This is a genomic window from Rhodoferax sp., from assembly GCF_028689305.1.
GTDB lineage: Bacteria > Pseudomonadota > Gammaproteobacteria > Burkholderiales > Burkholderiaceae_C > Rhodoferax.
This window is the reverse complement of sequence record NZ_JAQTWM010000009.1, coordinates 49,853-64,928: the sequence shown is the minus strand read 5'-3', so window position 1 is coordinate 64,928 and position 15,076 is coordinate 49,853. Positions and strand designations below refer to the sequence as shown.

General features: G+C 58.9%; 15 protein-coding genes. All 15 read right to left on the bottom strand.

Annotation, left to right across the window (positions count from 1 at the left end; translation table 11 throughout):
• A partial coding sequence (locus PHW99_RS03650; protein ID WP_300173886.1) for a DUF429 domain-containing protein occupies positions 1–596 on the bottom strand: 596 nt, incomplete at its 3' end.
• 7 nt (positions 597–603) lie between these two features.
• Positions 604–1,026 (bottom strand): BLUF domain-containing protein, encoded by a 423-nt coding sequence (locus PHW99_RS03645; RefSeq protein ID WP_300173885.1) that lies wholly within the window; start codon positions 1,024–1,026, stop codon positions 604–606.
• A 2-nt stretch (positions 1,027–1,028) separates the two neighbouring features.
• Positions 1,029–1,730, bottom strand: a complete 702-nt coding sequence (folE, locus tag PHW99_RS03640) for a GTP cyclohydrolase I (protein WP_300173884.1) — start codon at positions 1,728–1,730, stop codon at positions 1,029–1,031.
• 105 nt (positions 1,731–1,835) lie between these two features.
• Positions 1,836–3,035, bottom strand: a complete 1,200-nt coding sequence (gene clsB / locus PHW99_RS03635) for a cardiolipin synthase ClsB (protein ID WP_300173883.1) — start codon at positions 3,033–3,035, stop codon at positions 1,836–1,838.
• A gap of 10 nt (positions 3,036–3,045) precedes the next feature.
• The gene (locus PHW99_RS03630) at positions 3,046–3,789 is read right to left on the bottom strand and encodes an endonuclease/exonuclease/phosphatase family protein (protein ID WP_300173897.1); all 744 of its coding nucleotides are present in this window, start codon (positions 3,787–3,789) and stop codon (positions 3,046–3,048) included.
• Positions 3,780–4,253, bottom strand: coding sequence for a dihydroneopterin triphosphate diphosphatase (gene nudB, locus PHW99_RS03625; protein WP_300173882.1), 474 nt, complete (start codon positions 4,251–4,253; stop codon positions 3,780–3,782). Before nudB ends, PHW99_RS03630 begins: the two co-directional genes overlap by 10 nt.
• A 155-nt stretch (positions 4,254–4,408) precedes the next feature.
• Positions 4,409–6,223, bottom strand: a complete 1,815-nt coding sequence (gene aspS / locus PHW99_RS03620; RefSeq protein ID WP_300173881.1) for an aspartate--tRNA ligase — start codon at positions 6,221–6,223, stop codon at positions 4,409–4,411.
• A 51-nt stretch (positions 6,224–6,274) separates the two neighbouring features.
• Positions 6,275–6,916: a DUF502 domain-containing protein gene (locus tag PHW99_RS03615; RefSeq protein ID WP_300173879.1), complete on the bottom strand. Its 642-nt coding sequence runs from the start codon at positions 6,914–6,916 to the stop codon at positions 6,275–6,277.
• Between the two features lie 19 nt (positions 6,917–6,935).
• Entirely contained in the window at positions 6,936–7,247 is a 312-nt protein-coding gene (locus PHW99_RS03610) for an FmdB family zinc ribbon protein (protein WP_300173877.1), read from the bottom strand.
• Between the two features lie 83 nt (positions 7,248–7,330).
• On the bottom strand, positions 7,331–8,896 hold the full coding sequence (ubiB, locus tag PHW99_RS03605; RefSeq protein ID WP_300173876.1) for a ubiquinone biosynthesis regulatory protein kinase UbiB: 1,566 nt from the start codon (positions 8,894–8,896) through the stop codon (positions 7,331–7,333).
• Complete coding sequence (locus PHW99_RS03600) at positions 8,893–9,444, bottom strand: hypothetical protein (RefSeq protein ID WP_300173875.1); 552 nt, start codon at positions 9,442–9,444, stop codon at positions 8,893–8,895. The genes ubiB and PHW99_RS03600 overlap by 4 nt, the downstream gene beginning before the upstream one ends.
• Positions 9,445–9,481: 37 nt before the next feature.
• Entirely contained in the window at positions 9,482–10,459 is a 978-nt protein-coding gene (locus PHW99_RS03595) for a Tim44 domain-containing protein (protein ID WP_300173874.1), read from the bottom strand.
• Positions 10,460–10,505: 46 nt separating this feature from the next.
• A complete protein-coding gene (gene ubiE, locus PHW99_RS03590) occupies positions 10,506–11,237 on the bottom strand; it encodes a bifunctional demethylmenaquinone methyltransferase/2-methoxy-6-polyprenyl-1,4-benzoquinol methylase UbiE (protein ID WP_300173872.1) in 732 nt (243 codons plus the stop codon).
• A gap of 186 nt (positions 11,238–11,423) precedes the next feature.
• Positions 11,424–11,837, bottom strand: a complete 414-nt coding sequence (locus PHW99_RS03585) for a DUF971 domain-containing protein (RefSeq protein ID WP_300173870.1) — start codon at positions 11,835–11,837, stop codon at positions 11,424–11,426.
• Between the two features lie 40 nt (positions 11,838–11,877).
• On the bottom strand, positions 11,878–15,076 hold a 3,199-nt coding region (locus tag PHW99_RS03580; protein ID WP_300173869.1), incomplete at its 5' end, for an FAD-binding and (Fe-S)-binding domain-containing protein.

Sequence of the window (15,076 nt, the reverse complement as noted above, 5' to 3'; positions counted from 1 at the left end):
CGGGTCCTGTCGTCGCTTTTATAACTGCGCCGGCCCAGGATCTCCCGTGCCAGCAGACCAGGGTATCCCTCCAACGCCACGCGCAACGGGGCATCACCCGTACCGGCATGCAAGCCCGGCAAGCTGACCCCGGCTTGCAGCAGCAAGGGCACACCGGCGTGCAACATGTAGGCCACCGGCGGATTCACCCATTTCATGCTCGGGCTGGACCCGGCCGGGAAGTCTGTGGCCCGGTGGGCGAACTTGCCGCCGGCAGGCCGGGCGGCGCAGAATGCCGCAAACAGCGCACGGATCTGCGCGCGGCTATGGCGGCTGTAATGCTCAATGCAGTCGCGCCAGCGGGTTGGCCAACCCAGCGTCACCACCAGCTCACGCGGCAAGCCAAAAGGCAGGTCAAACGCCCCGACCCAGGCAGACGGCTGTCCGATCCACTGCGCAAACGCCGCCAGTGAGTCCAGCGGCACCAAGCTGGACAACACCACCCGCTGCCCCGAGCAGGAACCCAGTGCCATCACAATGGGCTTGCTGGCTGATGGCGCACTGGAAAAGTCGCACCCGAGCAGCAGCGTGTTCTCACCCGCCGGCGACACCGGCATGTTGCGTTCAGGCGCGACCAACAACGCAGGCCGTGATCATCAGCTCTTCAATCAGCGCCAGCGATACCTTGCCAGAAACCGAATAGGGGTCCAATTCGGCTTTTTCAGCGTACTTGAGCAAGATCGAGGTGTTGATGCGTGTCATGTTGACTTCCCCCATGGTCCAGCCGGCAAACCGGCGCTCAGCGATCTCCTCATAACTCAGCAGCACCACATCCTTGTGGCGTGGGTCACGCTGGATGTGTCCAAACAGCTCGCTGACGGTCATTCGTCCGCCTTCGAGTACCTGCAGGAAAATGCCGCTGCCATAACACAGCACGCCGGTGACCCCACTGGCCGGGTTGTGCTCGCGCGACTGGTGCAGGATGGATTCGATGGCCCCGGAACTGGTATCCACGGCACGGCTGGCGTAGAGCAAACGAACCAACATGATTAACCTCTTTGGGGAATGAGCGACAAAAATTCGCGGCGCAGATTGGGGTCCTTGAGGAAACTGCCGCGCATGACCGAGTTGATCATCTTACTGTCCACATCCTTGACACCACGCCAGCCCATGCAGAAATGGGTGGCCTCCATCACAATGGCCAGGCCATCCGGCTGGGTCTTCTGCTGAATCAGGTCAGCCAGCTGCACCACGGCTTCTTCCTGGATCTGCGGCCGGCTCATCACCCACTCGGCCAGCCGGGCGTATTTGGACAGGCCAATCACGTTGGTGTGTTCATTGGGCAACACGCCAATCCAGATCTTGCCCATGATCGGGCAGAAGTGATGGCTGCAGGCGCTGCGCACCGTGATCGGCCCCACGATCATCAGCTCATTGAGATGCTCGGCATTGGGAAATTCCGTGATGTTGGGGCCCTTGACGTAGCGCCCCTGGAACACTTCCTTGATGTACATCTTGGCCACACGGCGGGCGGTGTCATCGGTGTTGTGGTCATGCTCGGCATCGATCACCAGGCTGTCGAGCACCGCTTTCATTTTTTCTTCCACCTCGTCGAGCAACAGTTCAAGCTCTCCAGGCGCAATGAAATCGGCGATATTGTCATTGGCATTGAATCGTTTACGCGCCGCCTTGATACGCTCCCGGATCTTCACGGATACCGGTGTGCCTTCGTCGTGGTCAACTGGGTTCATGGGTGTGCGTCAAAGTAAAAAATACAGGCAAGGATGGTATCAGTGTTTATTCATAAGGGTTATTGGCTGTTAGCCCACGTATTCATTGATGTTTAAGCTATATTATTAATAGCGTTTCCCGTAAATGAAGAGCAAGGTGCGCATCAGCAGCAGTGCCGCATGGTCGCGCAGCTTTTGCCCAACCGGACGCCGGACGTGACGCTGCAGATCCAGACGCAAGGCATGCTTGGCCATGGCCTGCTCCAGCTGCAGTCGCAGGTCTTTGGCAAACTTCTGGTCCGACACCACCACATTGGCTTCCCGCGCCAACAGCAAGCTCAGCGGGTCGATGTTGGACGAACCCACCGTGGCCCAATGGTCGTCCACCACCGCCACCTTGGCGTGCAAAAAGCTGGATTGATATTCGTAAATTTCCACCCCGGCGGCCAGCAGGCTGTCGTACAGCGCATGCGCGGCGTGATACTGCATGAAATACTCGTAACGCCCTTGCAGCAGCAAGCGCACCCGCACCCCACGCTGAGCGGCATGAATCAAGCTTTTGCGGATTTTGCGGCTGGGCAAGAAATAGGCATGCGCCAGAATGATGCTGTGCCGCGCTTCCCCCAAGGCCTGGCGGTAGGCGCGTTCAATCCGGGTACGGTAACGCACGTTGTCGCGCAAGACCAGTTCTGCCCGTGCGCCGCCGTGCCGCTCCTCCACATGGTCAGCTTGCCGCTTCTCGCGCACGGCCTGCTGCAGTGCCTCCCAGGCACCGGTCCAGTCCACCTGCTGGGCACTGCGTACTGCCCGCAGCCGCCACCAGAACTGCGCCATGGCGGTATGCGCGGCCTGAACCAGCGGCCCGGTCACCCGAACGGCAAAGTCAAACCGCGGTCCGTCCAGTGCCCCATGATGCGGGTCCCACCAATCGTCGAGCACATTGATGCCGCCGCAAAATGCCACATGGCCATCGACCACACAGAGTTTGCGATGCAGGCGGCGCCAGCGGCTTGGCACCAGCAGCCCGAGCCGTCCCAAAGGCGAATAAACCAGCCACTGCACACCGGCAGCCGCCAGTTGCTGCGGCCAGGGCTCAGGCAGCCTGGGGGTGCCCACACCGTCCGTAGCCAGAAACACCGCCACACCGCGTCCGGCGGCACGCATCAGGGCCTGCGCCACCTGCTCGCCCGAACCCTGGACATTAAAAATATAGGTTTCCAGCCGGACCTCGTGCAAGGCGGCATCCATCTCCTGGATCAGTGCCTCAAAAAACTCACTGGCCCCCTGTAGCAGCTGTACCCGGTGGCCCGTCAGGTAGTCAGACATGCTGCCCCGGTCATTCCGGTAACAAAAATTCGGCAATCAAGGGCAAATGGTCGGACATCCGCCACCAGACCCGGCCACGTGGCACCGACGCTCCCAGCGGCTGCAGGCCGCGGGCAAACACATGATCGAGTTGCACCAGCGGCATCCGCGATGGGAACGTGGGCTGCACATCACCCTGCCACGCGTGCAGGCCCATACGGACAAACGCATCGCGCAGCCGTGCACCACCATCATTGAAATCCCCGGCAATCAACAACGGGGCATCTGCCGGGACCTCCCGCTGGACAAACTGCATGAGCTGGGCCACCTGACGCACCCGGCTGGCACGAATCAGCCCCAGATGCACCACCAGCACATGCACACTGCGCCCATGGATCAGCAACTCGACATGCAGCAGGCCACGTTGCTCGAAACGGTGGTCAGACATGTCTTCATGCTGGTGCGCCAGCACCGGCCAGCGCGACAGCAGTGCATTGCCATGCTCTCCGTGACGGGTCACCGCATTGGTCCGGTAAACCGCCTCAAACCCCAGCGGCGCCAGAAAATCAGCCTGCCCCTGTTTAGGCCAATGTTGAAAGTAATCCTGCTCGCGGCGATTGACGTGGCGCACTTCCTGCAGGCAGACCACGTCGGCATCCAGCGCCTCCACCGCCAGCCCAAGGTTATGGATCTCCAGCCGACGGGTCGGGCCCAGGCCCTGAACACCTTTGTGAATGTTGTAGGTGGCTACGCGAATCATGCCGCTCATACGCATCCGGTCCTGCTGAAAAAATGCGGCAGCAATAGACAAGCCTCCGCATTGGACGACGAGAAACACCGGTCAGCGGCCTGGCTATAAGGCAACCACTGGTAAGCGGTGTGCTCGCGCGGGTTCAAACGCACAGACGCCCCCACCGGCACTTCCAGGCCAAACAGATGTTCGGTATTCAGGAAAACCCCCGGTGCGTAGCGGTGGCGCCATTGGGGATAAATGTCATACACATTCTCCAGGCCCCAATCATGAAGATGGGGGTAAAGCGGTGAACCGGTGCGGCAATCCAGGCCGGTTTCTTCAAATACCTCGCGTCGGGCCGTTAGTTCAAAGGACTCATCCAAAGTGTCTTTGCTGCCGGTCACGGATTGCCAGAATTCAGGGGCATCCGCTCGTTTGATCAGCAACACGTCCCGTGCCGGGGTATAGATCACCACCAGGACAGACTCAGGTATCTTGAAGGACATGGGCAGATCAGACACCGCAGACATCGACACCAGGCATGGGGGGCCTCTCAGGTTGGAACGTTCATTCTAGTCATTGAAACGTCGCCCGCGAGTAACAAAAAAAGGGCGCATCACGCGCCCTTTTTTCCTGCTGATTCCATCGAACCGGAGGTTGTTCAGCCCGCCTTCACAGCCTCGGCATTGCGCAGCCGGATGTGCAATTCACGCAATTGTTTTTCATCCACTGGCGACGGTGCCTGGGTCAGCAGACACTGGGCACGCTGGGTTTTGGGGAAAGCAATCACGTCACGAATCGATTCGGCCCCCGTCATCAGCGTCACGATACGGTCCAGGCCAAAAGCCAGGCCACCATGCGGCGGAGCGCCGTATTGCAGGGCATCCAGCAGGAAGCCGAACTTGAGCTGAGCCTCTTCAGGGCTGATCTTCAGGGCATCAAACACTTTTTGCTGGACATCAGCACGGTGGATACGGACCGAACCGCCGCCCATCTCCCAGCCGTTGAGCACCATGTCATAACCCTTGGAAATGCACTTGCCCGGATCAGTGACCATCAAATCCTCATGGCCGTCCTTGGGCGCCGTGAACGGGTGATGCACCGCCACCCAGCGATCGGATTCCTCGTCATGCTCGAACATCGGGAAGTCCACCACCCACATGGGCGCCCAGCGGTCTTCAAACAGGCCATTTTTCTTGCCGAACTCGCTATGACCGATCTTGATGCGCAAGGCGCCAATGGCGTCGTTGACCACCTTTTCCTTGTCCGCGCCAAAAAACAGCAGGTCACCATCCTGGGCGCCGGTGCGCTTGAGGATTTCAGCAATCGCCCCGTCATGCAGGTTCTTGACGATGGGAGACTGCAGACCATCACGTCCCTTGGCCAGCTCGTTGACCTTGATATAGGCCAGGCCCTTGGCGCCGTAAATCTTCACAAACTCGGTGTAGGCATCAATTTCGCCACGGGAAAGCCCGCCGGTCTCCCGCGCCGCGCCCGGCACACGCAGGGCCACCACACGGCCATTTTTCATGTTGGCAGCACCCGAGAACACCTTGAAGTCCACATCCTTCATCACATCGGTCAGTTCGGTGAATTCCAGCTTGACACGCAGGTCAGGCTTGTCGGAGCCAAAGCGGCGCGCCGCTTCCTGATAGGTCATGACCGGGAACTCACCCAAGTCCACACCGAGGGTGTTCTGGAACACCGTTTTGATCATGCCCTGGAACATGTCACGGATGTCTTCCTCTTCCATGAAAGAGGTTTCAATATCGATCTGGGTGAATTCAGGCTGACGATCAGCCCGCAGGTCTTCGTCACGGAAACACTTGGTGATCTGGTAATAACGGTCAAAACCGGCCACCATCAGCAACTGCTTGAACAATTGCGGGCTCTGTGGCAGCGCGAAGAAATGCCCATCGTGAACCCGGCTGGGCACCAGATAGTCACGCGCACCTTCGGGTGTGCTCTTGGTGAGCATCGGGGTTTCAATGTCCACAAAACCATTGGCATCGAGAAACTTGCGCACTTCCATCGCCACGCGATAACGCAGCATCAGGTTGTTTTGCATGTAGGGACGACGCAAATCCAGCACACGATGTGTCAGGCGTGTGGTCTCGCTGAGATTTTCTTCATCCAGCTGAAACGGCGGTGTCACCGACGGGTTGAGCACCTTGAGTTCATGACACAAGACTTCGATCTTGCCACTCTTCAGGTTATCGTTGATGGTGCCCTCAGGGCGTGCGCGCACCAGGCCCTTGACCTGAATACAAAACTCGTTGCGCAAATCTTCAGCCACCTTGAACATCTCGGCCCGGTCCGGGTCACACACCACCTGCACGTAACCTTCGCGGTCACGCACGTCCACAAAAATCACGCCACCGTGGTCACGGCGACGATTGACCCAACCACACAAGGTAACGGTTTGGCCCAACAGGGCTTCTGTGACCAAACCACAATAGTGAGAACGCATTGCCATAAAAAAACTGCTTTCAATAACCACCCTCAGGGGTGGCAAGGTTGTCAAAAACTATTGGCCCGAAACGCCGCCAGGCGGGCTCGGAGCCACCGAACCCATCGAGATGACATAGGTCAAGGCTTCGTCCACACTCATCTTGAGTTCGATCACATCGGAGCGCGGCAGCATGAGGAAGAAACCGCTGGTCGGATTGGGGGTGGTGGGCACATAAACGCTGACAAAGTCGCCTCCCAGATGTTGCGCCACTTCACCGCCAGGAGAACCGGTCTGGAACGCAATGGTCCAGGAGCCTGCGCGCGGGTACTGCACCAGCAAGGCGGTGCGAAAAGCATTGCCATTACTGGAAAACAGGGTGTCAGAAACTTTTTTGACACTGTTGTAGATGGATTTGAAAACCGGAATGTTGGTCAGCAAGCGATGCCATTGGGCCAACCACCAGCGCCCGGCCACATTGGACACCAGCGACCCCGTCAGCAACAAGGCACTGAAAACCAGCACCACCCCCAAACCGGGAATATGCTTGAACTGATCCCAGAACACCGCCATGGATTCCGGGGAGACGGCCTGGGCAGCGGTCAGCAAGGCGACAAAAATGCCGTCGAGCAAACCCACCAGCCACAGCAACACCCAGATGGTGATCGCCAGCGGCAGCCAGACCAGCAGGCCAGTGAGCAGGTATTTTTTGAGGGGCACGGGTGCTTCCAGTCAAGTCTCAGCTGTGGCAGGCACAACCACTGCCACAGCCAGTGGTCGGTGCAACGGCCGTCTCCGTTGCACTGCCCGATGGTGCAGCCGTTTGTGCTGCAGCAGCTGCGGGCGCCGTCGCTGCCGCACCACCACTGCCGCCTTTGAAATCAGTGGCATACCAACCCGACCCTTTGAGCTGGAAACCGGCAGCCGTCAATTGTTTGGAGAAAGAAGCCTTTCCACAAGCCGGGCAATCCGTCAACACCGGGTCAGAAATTTTTTGCAACACATCCTTGGCAAACCCGCAGGACTCGCATTTATAGGCATAAATTGGCATGATGATCAGACTGGAGAAAGAGCCGCAAAGCCGGTGATTATAAAGTCGCACGGGTCTGCGTGCCGCTGACACGCCCTGGGAGGCTAAAAGAGCCGAATCCGTACCATGAGCTGCATCACCAGCAGACCCAGCACAAAACCAACACCGCCATAAACAATGGCAGAAAGCAGGCGATTGGTCTTCTTCTGCTCTGCCAGCAAGGCCTGGAGTTCCGCCCCCCGGCCCCGCGAATTGTTCTGCAGGAAGTCAAACAGCAAACGGGGCAATTCGGGCAGCAACTTGGCATACCGCGGCCCTTCATTGCGCAACTCGTCGAGCAACTTTTTGGGACCGATCTGGTTCATCATCCATTTTTCCAGGAACGGTTTGGCCGTGGCCCACAGGTCCAGCTCGGGATCAAGCTGGCGTCCCAAACCTTCGATATTCAGCAGTGTTTTTTGCAACAGAACCAGCTGCGGCTGAATCTCCACATGGAAACGCCGGGAAGTCTGGAACAGGCGCATCAACACCATGCCCAGGGATATTTCCTTCAATGGCCGGTCGAAATAGGGCTCACACACCGAGCGAATCGCCGACTCCAGCTCATCAACCCGGGTGGACGCCGGCACCCAGCCCGACTCGATATGCAACTCCGCCACACGCTTGTAATCACGCCGGAAAAACGCGGTGAAGTTCTGTGCCAGATATTCCTTGTCAATCTCGGTCAAGGTACCAACGATACCGAAGTCCAGCGAGATGTAACGTCCGAATGTGGCCGGATTCACACTGACCTGGATATTGCCCGGGTGCATGTCCGCATGAAAAAAACCATCGCGAAACACCTGGGTAAAGAAGATGGTGACACCGTCACGCGCCAGCTTCGGGATATCCACCCCAGCCGCACGCAGACGGTCAATCTGGTTGATGGGAATGCCGGTCATGCGTTCCATCACCATCACATCAGGCATGCAATAGTCCCAGAACATCTCGGGAATCAGCACCAGCTCCAGGTCCGCCATGTTGCGGCGCAACTGCGCAGCGCTGGAGGCCTCACGCACCAAGTCCAGCTCGTCATGCAGGTATTTGTCAAACTCGGCAACCACCTCGCGCGGCTTGAGACGCCGGCCATCTGTGGACAGGCTCTCCAGCCAGCCAGCCATCATGCGCATCAGGTCCAGATCCTTGTCGATCACCGACAACATGCCCGGGCGAAGCACCTTGACCGCCACGTCACGATGCTGGCCCTGGCGGTCCTTGAGCACGGCGAAATGCACCTGGGCAATCGAGGCGCTGGCCACCGGCTGCTGTTCAAACGACACAAAGATGTCGCCAATTTTCTTCTTGAAAGCTTTTTCGATGATGCCGACCGCCACATCATTTGGAAATGGCGGCACCCGGTCCTGCAGCAGGGCCAATTCATCGGCAATGTCCACCGGCATCAAGTCACGGCGGGTGGACAACACCTGCCCAAACTTGACAAAAATCGGCCCCAGACTCTCGAGCGCCTGGCGGATGCGCTGGCCGCGTGGAGCCTGCAGATTGCGCCCGAATGACACCACCCGGGCCAAACGCCTGAGCAACGGGCTTTTCAGGCTGGAAAGAACCAGTTCATCCAGCCCATAACGCAACAGCACCCAGACAATGAAGGCGCCACGAAAAAGGCGTGTCATTGGGACGATGAACCAGGCACAAAGGTCGCTGCCTTGGCGACAAACTGGCGCAAACCGGCCACCAGGCCTTGGGCCATCTGGCTCAAGGTGCGGGCCGGCACGTCACCCATGATGCGCGCCAGATCCTCTTCCAGGTCCCAACGCACATGCTCCGTGAGCCAATTGACTTCCGCCGCCAGTTGTACATCACCGTCGATCCGCACGGCAGGCTTCTCGCCACGCAAGGCATTCTGTGCCAGCGACAGGGCTGATTCTTCGGTCACCGTCAATACCAGATCGGGTTTGGCTTCAGGCGCTGCCAAATCCAGCAAACCGGCGGCCGTGGCCTCGAGCTTGAACGAAAAAGAACGCCACTGAACCAGCATGACCTGGCCCTTCTGCCGCGCCAAACGGGCGGTGGCCTCACTCTCCTGCATCAGCACATGATTGAGCAGCAGCACCATACGTCGCTGCGCCTCGGTCACGGCCCAGGCGGGCGGCTGCAATTTGGGTAAAGGGAGTTTCTGGAGGAAGTCTTCCAGCAATGAAAAAGGGGACTGTGTTGCCATAGTCCCCGATTATTCCTGAATTTTGGAAGCCAGCTTTTTATTGCAGGGCTTGGACCCCGGCCACCAGCCAGCCGCTCTGACCGTTCTTGGGCTTGGTCATGTTCCAGACCTCGCGGAACGGACTCGGACCGGCCGACGGCTCCTCACGGATCATGCCGGAAAACTCGACGCTGGCCATGTAGTCCTCACCCAGGTCCTCAATGCCCAGCAGATGCGCTTCAATCATCACCACATCCGTCATGTTCACCGGACCACCGGTGTGCACCTCGCGCTCCGCCAGCTGCGCCTGGATTTCTTTCAGCATGCCATCTGTCATCATGACCCGCAGTGCCGCAATGTCGGATTTATCCCAGGCCGCCTGAAGTGACACGAAGTTGGCCTTGGCCGAACGCAGGAAACCATCCGTGTCAAAACCAGCAGGAATACCCCAGGTTTGTGCCCCCAACAGACCCGAACCGATCATTGAGCCGCCAGCCGCATTGCTGCTGTCAAAGGCCGTGGCAGTGCGCTCCCAGGGACGGGCAGACGCATCATTACCCACATTTTCCGGACGATAACTGGCCGGCGCCACAGGCTGACCTGCCGGCCCTGCCCCCTGAAAGGCAAATGGCGAAGCAGGCTGTGCACCACCCTGCGTTTTACGGGAACGCATGAACCAACCCACGGCTACCATGATCACCAGTGCCAACAGGGCGAACATCATGAACTGCCCCATGGCCTCGCCCAACCCGAGTGAATGGGCCAACCAAGCCAGTCCCAGACCAGCAGCCAGACCGCCCAGCATGGCGCCCCAAGGCTTCTTGGGCGCAGCGGCGGCAGGGGTTGCCGCTGGGGTCGGGTTCTTGGTGGCCGTTGCCGTGCCGGCCTGGGTCGGCGCAGCAGGTGCCGCCTGGCGCTGCGTCACATTGCTGGACTGCTTGCCCATCGACAGGCCACCACCCAGGCGTTTGGCGGCATCGGCGTGACCCGCCATCAATGCCAAACTCATCGCCACCACCCAAAGCCAACGTTTCATACCGTCTCCAAAAATAGTTATCTGACAAACTCAATGTTGATTCCCATCAACATTTGATCCCCACATGCAAGGCTACCAGACCCCCGGTCAAATTATGGTAGTCCACATGGCCAAAGCCATTAGCCTTCATCAGGGCTTTGAGCTCCTCCTGCCCCGGATGCATGCGAATCGACTCGGCCAGATACTGGTAACTGGCCGAATCACCGGCAACCAGTTCACCCAGCTTGGGCAGAACCTTGAACGAATACCAGTCGTAGGCTTTTTCCAGTGGTTTGGCCACCTTGGAGAACTCCAGCACCAACAGCTTGCCACCCGGCTTGAGCACCCGGTTCATCTCAGCCAAGGCCACGTCCTTGTGTGTCATGTTGCGCAGGCCAAAAGCCACACTGACCAGGTCGAAATGATGGTCAGGAAAAGGCAGTTTTTCGGCATCACACACCACGGTGGGCAACACCACACCTTCGTCGAGCAGACGGTCACGACCCGTGCGCAACATGGCCTCGTTGATGTCGGTGTGCACAACACGGCCGCTCTTGCCAACTTTTTTGGCGAACGCCAGCGCCAAATCGCCGGTACCACCGGCAATATCGAGCACTTGATCACCCTCTTTCAGATTGGCCACCGTGACGGTATAGGCTTTCCAGAGCCGGTGCAGACCCATCGACATCAGATCATTCATCAGGTCGTATTTGGGCGCCACCGAGTCAAACACACCTTTGACATGGCTGGCTTTTTCCGCCTCATCGACGCTCTTGAATCCAAAATGGGTAGTGCTCATGACTTTGATGGTAGTGATGATCCCCCGGCTCAGGAACAGATTGCCCCGGTGGTCCGTAAGGATTTGTTGCAATTTTAATGAAACTGCGCTTGACCCCAGATAAAACAGGCGTCAACCGCTTCTATTTTGATAGTAACGAAACGCTTGTGGCAGGTCGGGACTCCCTGCAACGGCCTTCAGTCCATGTCAGTGGCTGCCACAAGCGTGCGCCGCCTTCTCGGGCATCGGTGCGTCACGCTCCACACCGGCGGCAGCCAGCCGCCCGAAATAGTCGGACCAAAGCTGGTCTTGCTGCGAACCCAGAAAATACAGGTAATCCCAGGAATAGATACCCGTGCTGTGGCCGTCCGAAAAAGTCGGCTGCACCGCATAGTTACCCACCGGCGCCAGATCCGTCACCACAACCTCGCGCTTGCCGGTCTGCAGCACCTCCTGGCCCGGACCGTGGCCGGCAACCTCGGCTGAGGGCGAATACACCCGCATCAACTCAAACGGGATGCGGTAACTCGCGCCGTCCGAGAAACTGATCTCCAGCACCCGTGAGGCGCCATGCACCGTGATGTTTTCCGGGCTGGGTGCACCGGCTTGTAGACCTGCCATGGTAAATCTCCTCGTGTTTTTCATACCGCCCGACGCGGGCTCAAACCAGCACCCGCTCAATACCGCCGTTATTGGCTTTCTTGACGTAGTCGGGCATCCACTGCTGGCCCAGAATCTGGTTGGCCATCTCGACCACGATGTAATCGGCCTCCAGCAGACCGTTTTGCAAGTCATCACCATACCGGCTCAGGCCTTGCAAACAGGCCGGGCAACTGGTCAATATCTTGACGTTGCCTTTCGCCCCCAAAGCCCCTGTGGCGCGCAACTGGGCCTCCCCCTTGAGGATTTCTTCCTCCTTGCGAAAACGCACCTGGGTCGAAATATCAGGGCGATTCAGCGCCAACGTGCCCGATTCCCCACAGCACCGTTCGGACTGGATCACATTGTTCCCGAGCAGCGCCTTGACGGTTTTGATCGGCTCCTGCAACTTCATCGGGCTGTGGCAGGGGTCATGGAACAGGAAAGCACCGGCATTGGCCAGCGTGATGCCTTTTTCCAGCAGGTATTCGTGAATGTCAATGATGCGACAACCCGGGAAGATCTTGTCGAACTCGTAACCCTGCAACTGGTCATAACAAGTGCCACAGCTCACCACCACCGTCTTGATGTCCAGGTAGTTCAGCGTGTTGGCCACGCGGTGGAACAACACCCGGTTGTCGGTGATCATTTTTTCGGCCTTGTCAAACTGGCCGGCACCGCGTTGTGGGTAACCACAGCACAGATAACCTGGCGGCAACACGGTCTGCACCCCGGCATGCCACAACATGGCCTGCGTGGCCAGCCCCACCTGACTGAATAGCCGCTCGGAGCCACAACCTGGGAAATAAAACACGGCTTCGGTCTCGGCGGTAGTAGCAGCCGGGTCGCGGATGATCGGCACATAGTCCCGGTCTTCAATGTCAAGCAAGGCGCGGGCCGTTTTCTTGGGCAAACCGCCGGGCAGTTTCTTGTTGACGAAATGAATCACCTGTTCTTTCAACGGCGCCACACCCAGTGTGGCCGGCGGCGCCTTGGTCTGCTGACGCGCCACCACCTTGAGCACATCGGCCGCCAGACGCTGCGCCTTGATGGCCACATTGACCATGACCGAGCGCGCCAGCTTGATGGTCTCAGGATTCGTGGCGTTGAGCATGAACATCGCTGCAGCCCCGGCCGGGCGGAAACTCTTCTGGCCCATTTTGCGCAGCAGGTTGCGCATGGCCATCGACACGTCACCAAAATCGATCTTCACCGGGCACGGTGACAAGCACTTGTGGCACACCGTGCAGTGATCGGCCACATCTTCAAATTCCTGCCAGTGGCGGATCGAGATGCCTCGACGGGTCTGCTCCTCGTAGAGGAAAGCTTCCACCAGCAGTGAGGTGGCCAGGATCTTGTTACGCGGGCTGTACAACAGGTTGGCGCGTGGCACATGGGTGGAGCACACCGGCTTGCACTTGCCGCAGCGCAGGCAGTCCTTCACGCTGTCGGCAATCGCCCCGATATCGGACTGCTGCATGATGATGGACTCATGCCCCATCAGGCCAAAACTCGGCGTGTAGGCGTTGGTCAGATCGGCATAAATGGCCAAATTACCATCCAGCCCACGTCCCTCCTTGATGTGACGCTCTGCATTTCGTAGCAGCTTGCCTCGATTGAAACGCCCTTCGGGGTCCACCTTGGCCTTGTAAGCGGTGAATGGCGCCAGCTCCGCATCGCTCAAAAATTCCAGCTTGGTGATGCCAATGCCGTGCTCCCCCGAGATCACACCATCCAGCGAACGCGCCAGCGCCATGATGCGCTTGACCGCTCCGTGCGCCGCTTGCAGCATGTCGTAGTCGTCGCTGTTGACCGGGATATTGGTGTGCACATTGCCGTCACCGGCATGCATGTGCAGCGCCACCCAGACCCGCCCTTTGAGCACGCGCTGGTGAATGGCGTTGCACTCAGCCAGGATCGGATCAAACGCGCTGCCGCTGAAAATCTGCTGCAGCGGCTGGCGGATCTGCGTTTTCCAACTGGCGCGCAAGCTGTGATCCTGCAGCTGCTCAAACAGCGTGCCCACGTCCCGCAGCCAGCCGGACCACAACTGCCGCACGTCCGCCAGCAAAGCTTGCGCCTGGGCGACCCGGTCTTCCAGCAACTCGGCGGCGGAAATACCTTCGGCAGCGTCCTGCTGCCCCAAAGGCAGGTTGCCCTGGGTAAAGAATGTTTCCAGCGCATCACACAAAGCCAGTTTGTTGGACAGGCTCAGTTCGATGTTGATGCGCTCAATGCCATCGGTGTACTCGGCCATGCGCGGCAGCGGAATCACCACGTCTTCGTTGATCTTGAAGGCGTTGGTGTGTTTGGAAATCGCCGCCGTGCGCTTGCGATCGAGCCAGAACTTTTTACGCGCCTCCGGGCTGATGGCAATGAAACCTTCACCATGGCGTGAGTTGGCAATCCGTACCACTTCCGAGGTAACGCGAGCCACCTCATCGGCATCGTCACCGGCGATGTCACCAAACAGCACCATCTTGGGCACGGTGATGCTGGAACCCGGCTGCGCCTGCGCGCCTTTTTTGGACTTGGTGGCATAACCCACCGCCCGCAGGTAGCGGTCATCCAGGTGTTCCAGCCCCGCCAGCACCACGCCTGAACGCTTTTGCTCGGCGAACATGAAGTCCTTGATCTCGACGATGCTGGGCACCGCATCCTTGGCGTTGCCAAAAAACTCCAGGCACACGGTGCGGGTGTGTTTGGGCATGCGGTGCACCACCCAGCGCGCGCTGGTGATCAGGCCATCGCAGCCTTCTTTTTGAATGCCCGGCAGACCGCTCAAAAACTTGTCGGTCACGTCCTTGCCCAGGCCTTCCTTGCGGAAGGTTTTGCCAGGAATGTCCAGGCGCTCTTGGCGCAGCGGCGTTTTGCCGTCGGCCTTGAAATACTGCAGCTCAAAACTGGCCACATCCACGTCATGGATCTTGCCCATGTTGTGGCCAATGCGGGTCACCTCCAGCCACTCGGCCTGCGGGGTCACCATGCGCCAGCTGGCCAAGTTGTCCAGCGCCGTGCCCCATAACACGGCCTTTTTGCCACCAGCGTTCATGGCAATGTTGCCGCCAATACACGAGGCTTCCGACGAGGTTGGGTCCACGGCAAACACAAAACCGGCACGCTCGGCGGCATGCGCCACGCGGTTGGTGACCACCCCGGCTTCTGACCAGACCGTGCCCACTTCATGATCCAGGCCCGGCAGCTTGAGCATTTCGACCTCG

Coding starts and splice junctions, on each gene's coding strand:
- PHW99_RS03645 (WP_300173885.1), bottom strand. CDS start 1,026: ATGTTGGTTCGTTTGCTCTACGCCAGCCGTGCCGTGGATACCAGTTCC.
- folE (WP_300173884.1), bottom strand. CDS start 1,730: ATGAACCCAGTTGACCACGACGAAGGCACACCGGTATCCGTGAAGATC.
- clsB (WP_300173883.1), bottom strand. CDS start 3,035: ATGTCTGACTACCTGACGGGCCACCGGGTACAGCTGCTACAGGGGGCC.
- PHW99_RS03630 (WP_300173897.1), bottom strand. CDS start 3,789: ATGCGTATGAGCGGCATGATTCGCGTAGCCACCTACAACATTCACAAA.
- nudB (WP_300173882.1), bottom strand. CDS start 4,253: ATGTCCTTCAAGATACCTGAGTCTGTCCTGGTGGTGATCTATACCCCG.
- aspS (WP_300173881.1), bottom strand. CDS start 6,223: ATGGCAATGCGTTCTCACTATTGTGGTTTGGTCACAGAAGCCCTGTTG.
- PHW99_RS03610 (WP_300173877.1), bottom strand. CDS start 7,247: ATGCCAATTTATGCCTATAAATGCGAGTCCTGCGGGTTTGCCAAGGAT.
- ubiB (WP_300173876.1), bottom strand. CDS start 8,896: ATGACACGCCTTTTTCGTGGCGCCTTCATTGTCTGGGTGCTGTTGCGT.
- PHW99_RS03600 (WP_300173875.1), bottom strand. CDS start 9,444: ATGGCAACACAGTCCCCTTTTTCATTGCTGGAAGACTTCCTCCAGAAA.
- PHW99_RS03595 (WP_300173874.1), bottom strand. CDS start 10,459: ATGAAACGTTGGCTTTGGGTGGTGGCGATGAGTTTGGCATTGATGGCG.
- ubiE (WP_300173872.1), bottom strand. CDS start 11,237: ATGAGCACTACCCATTTTGGATTCAAGAGCGTCGATGAGGCGGAAAAA.
- PHW99_RS03585 (WP_300173870.1), bottom strand. CDS start 11,837: ATGGCAGGTCTACAAGCCGGTGCACCCAGCCCGGAAAACATCACGGTG.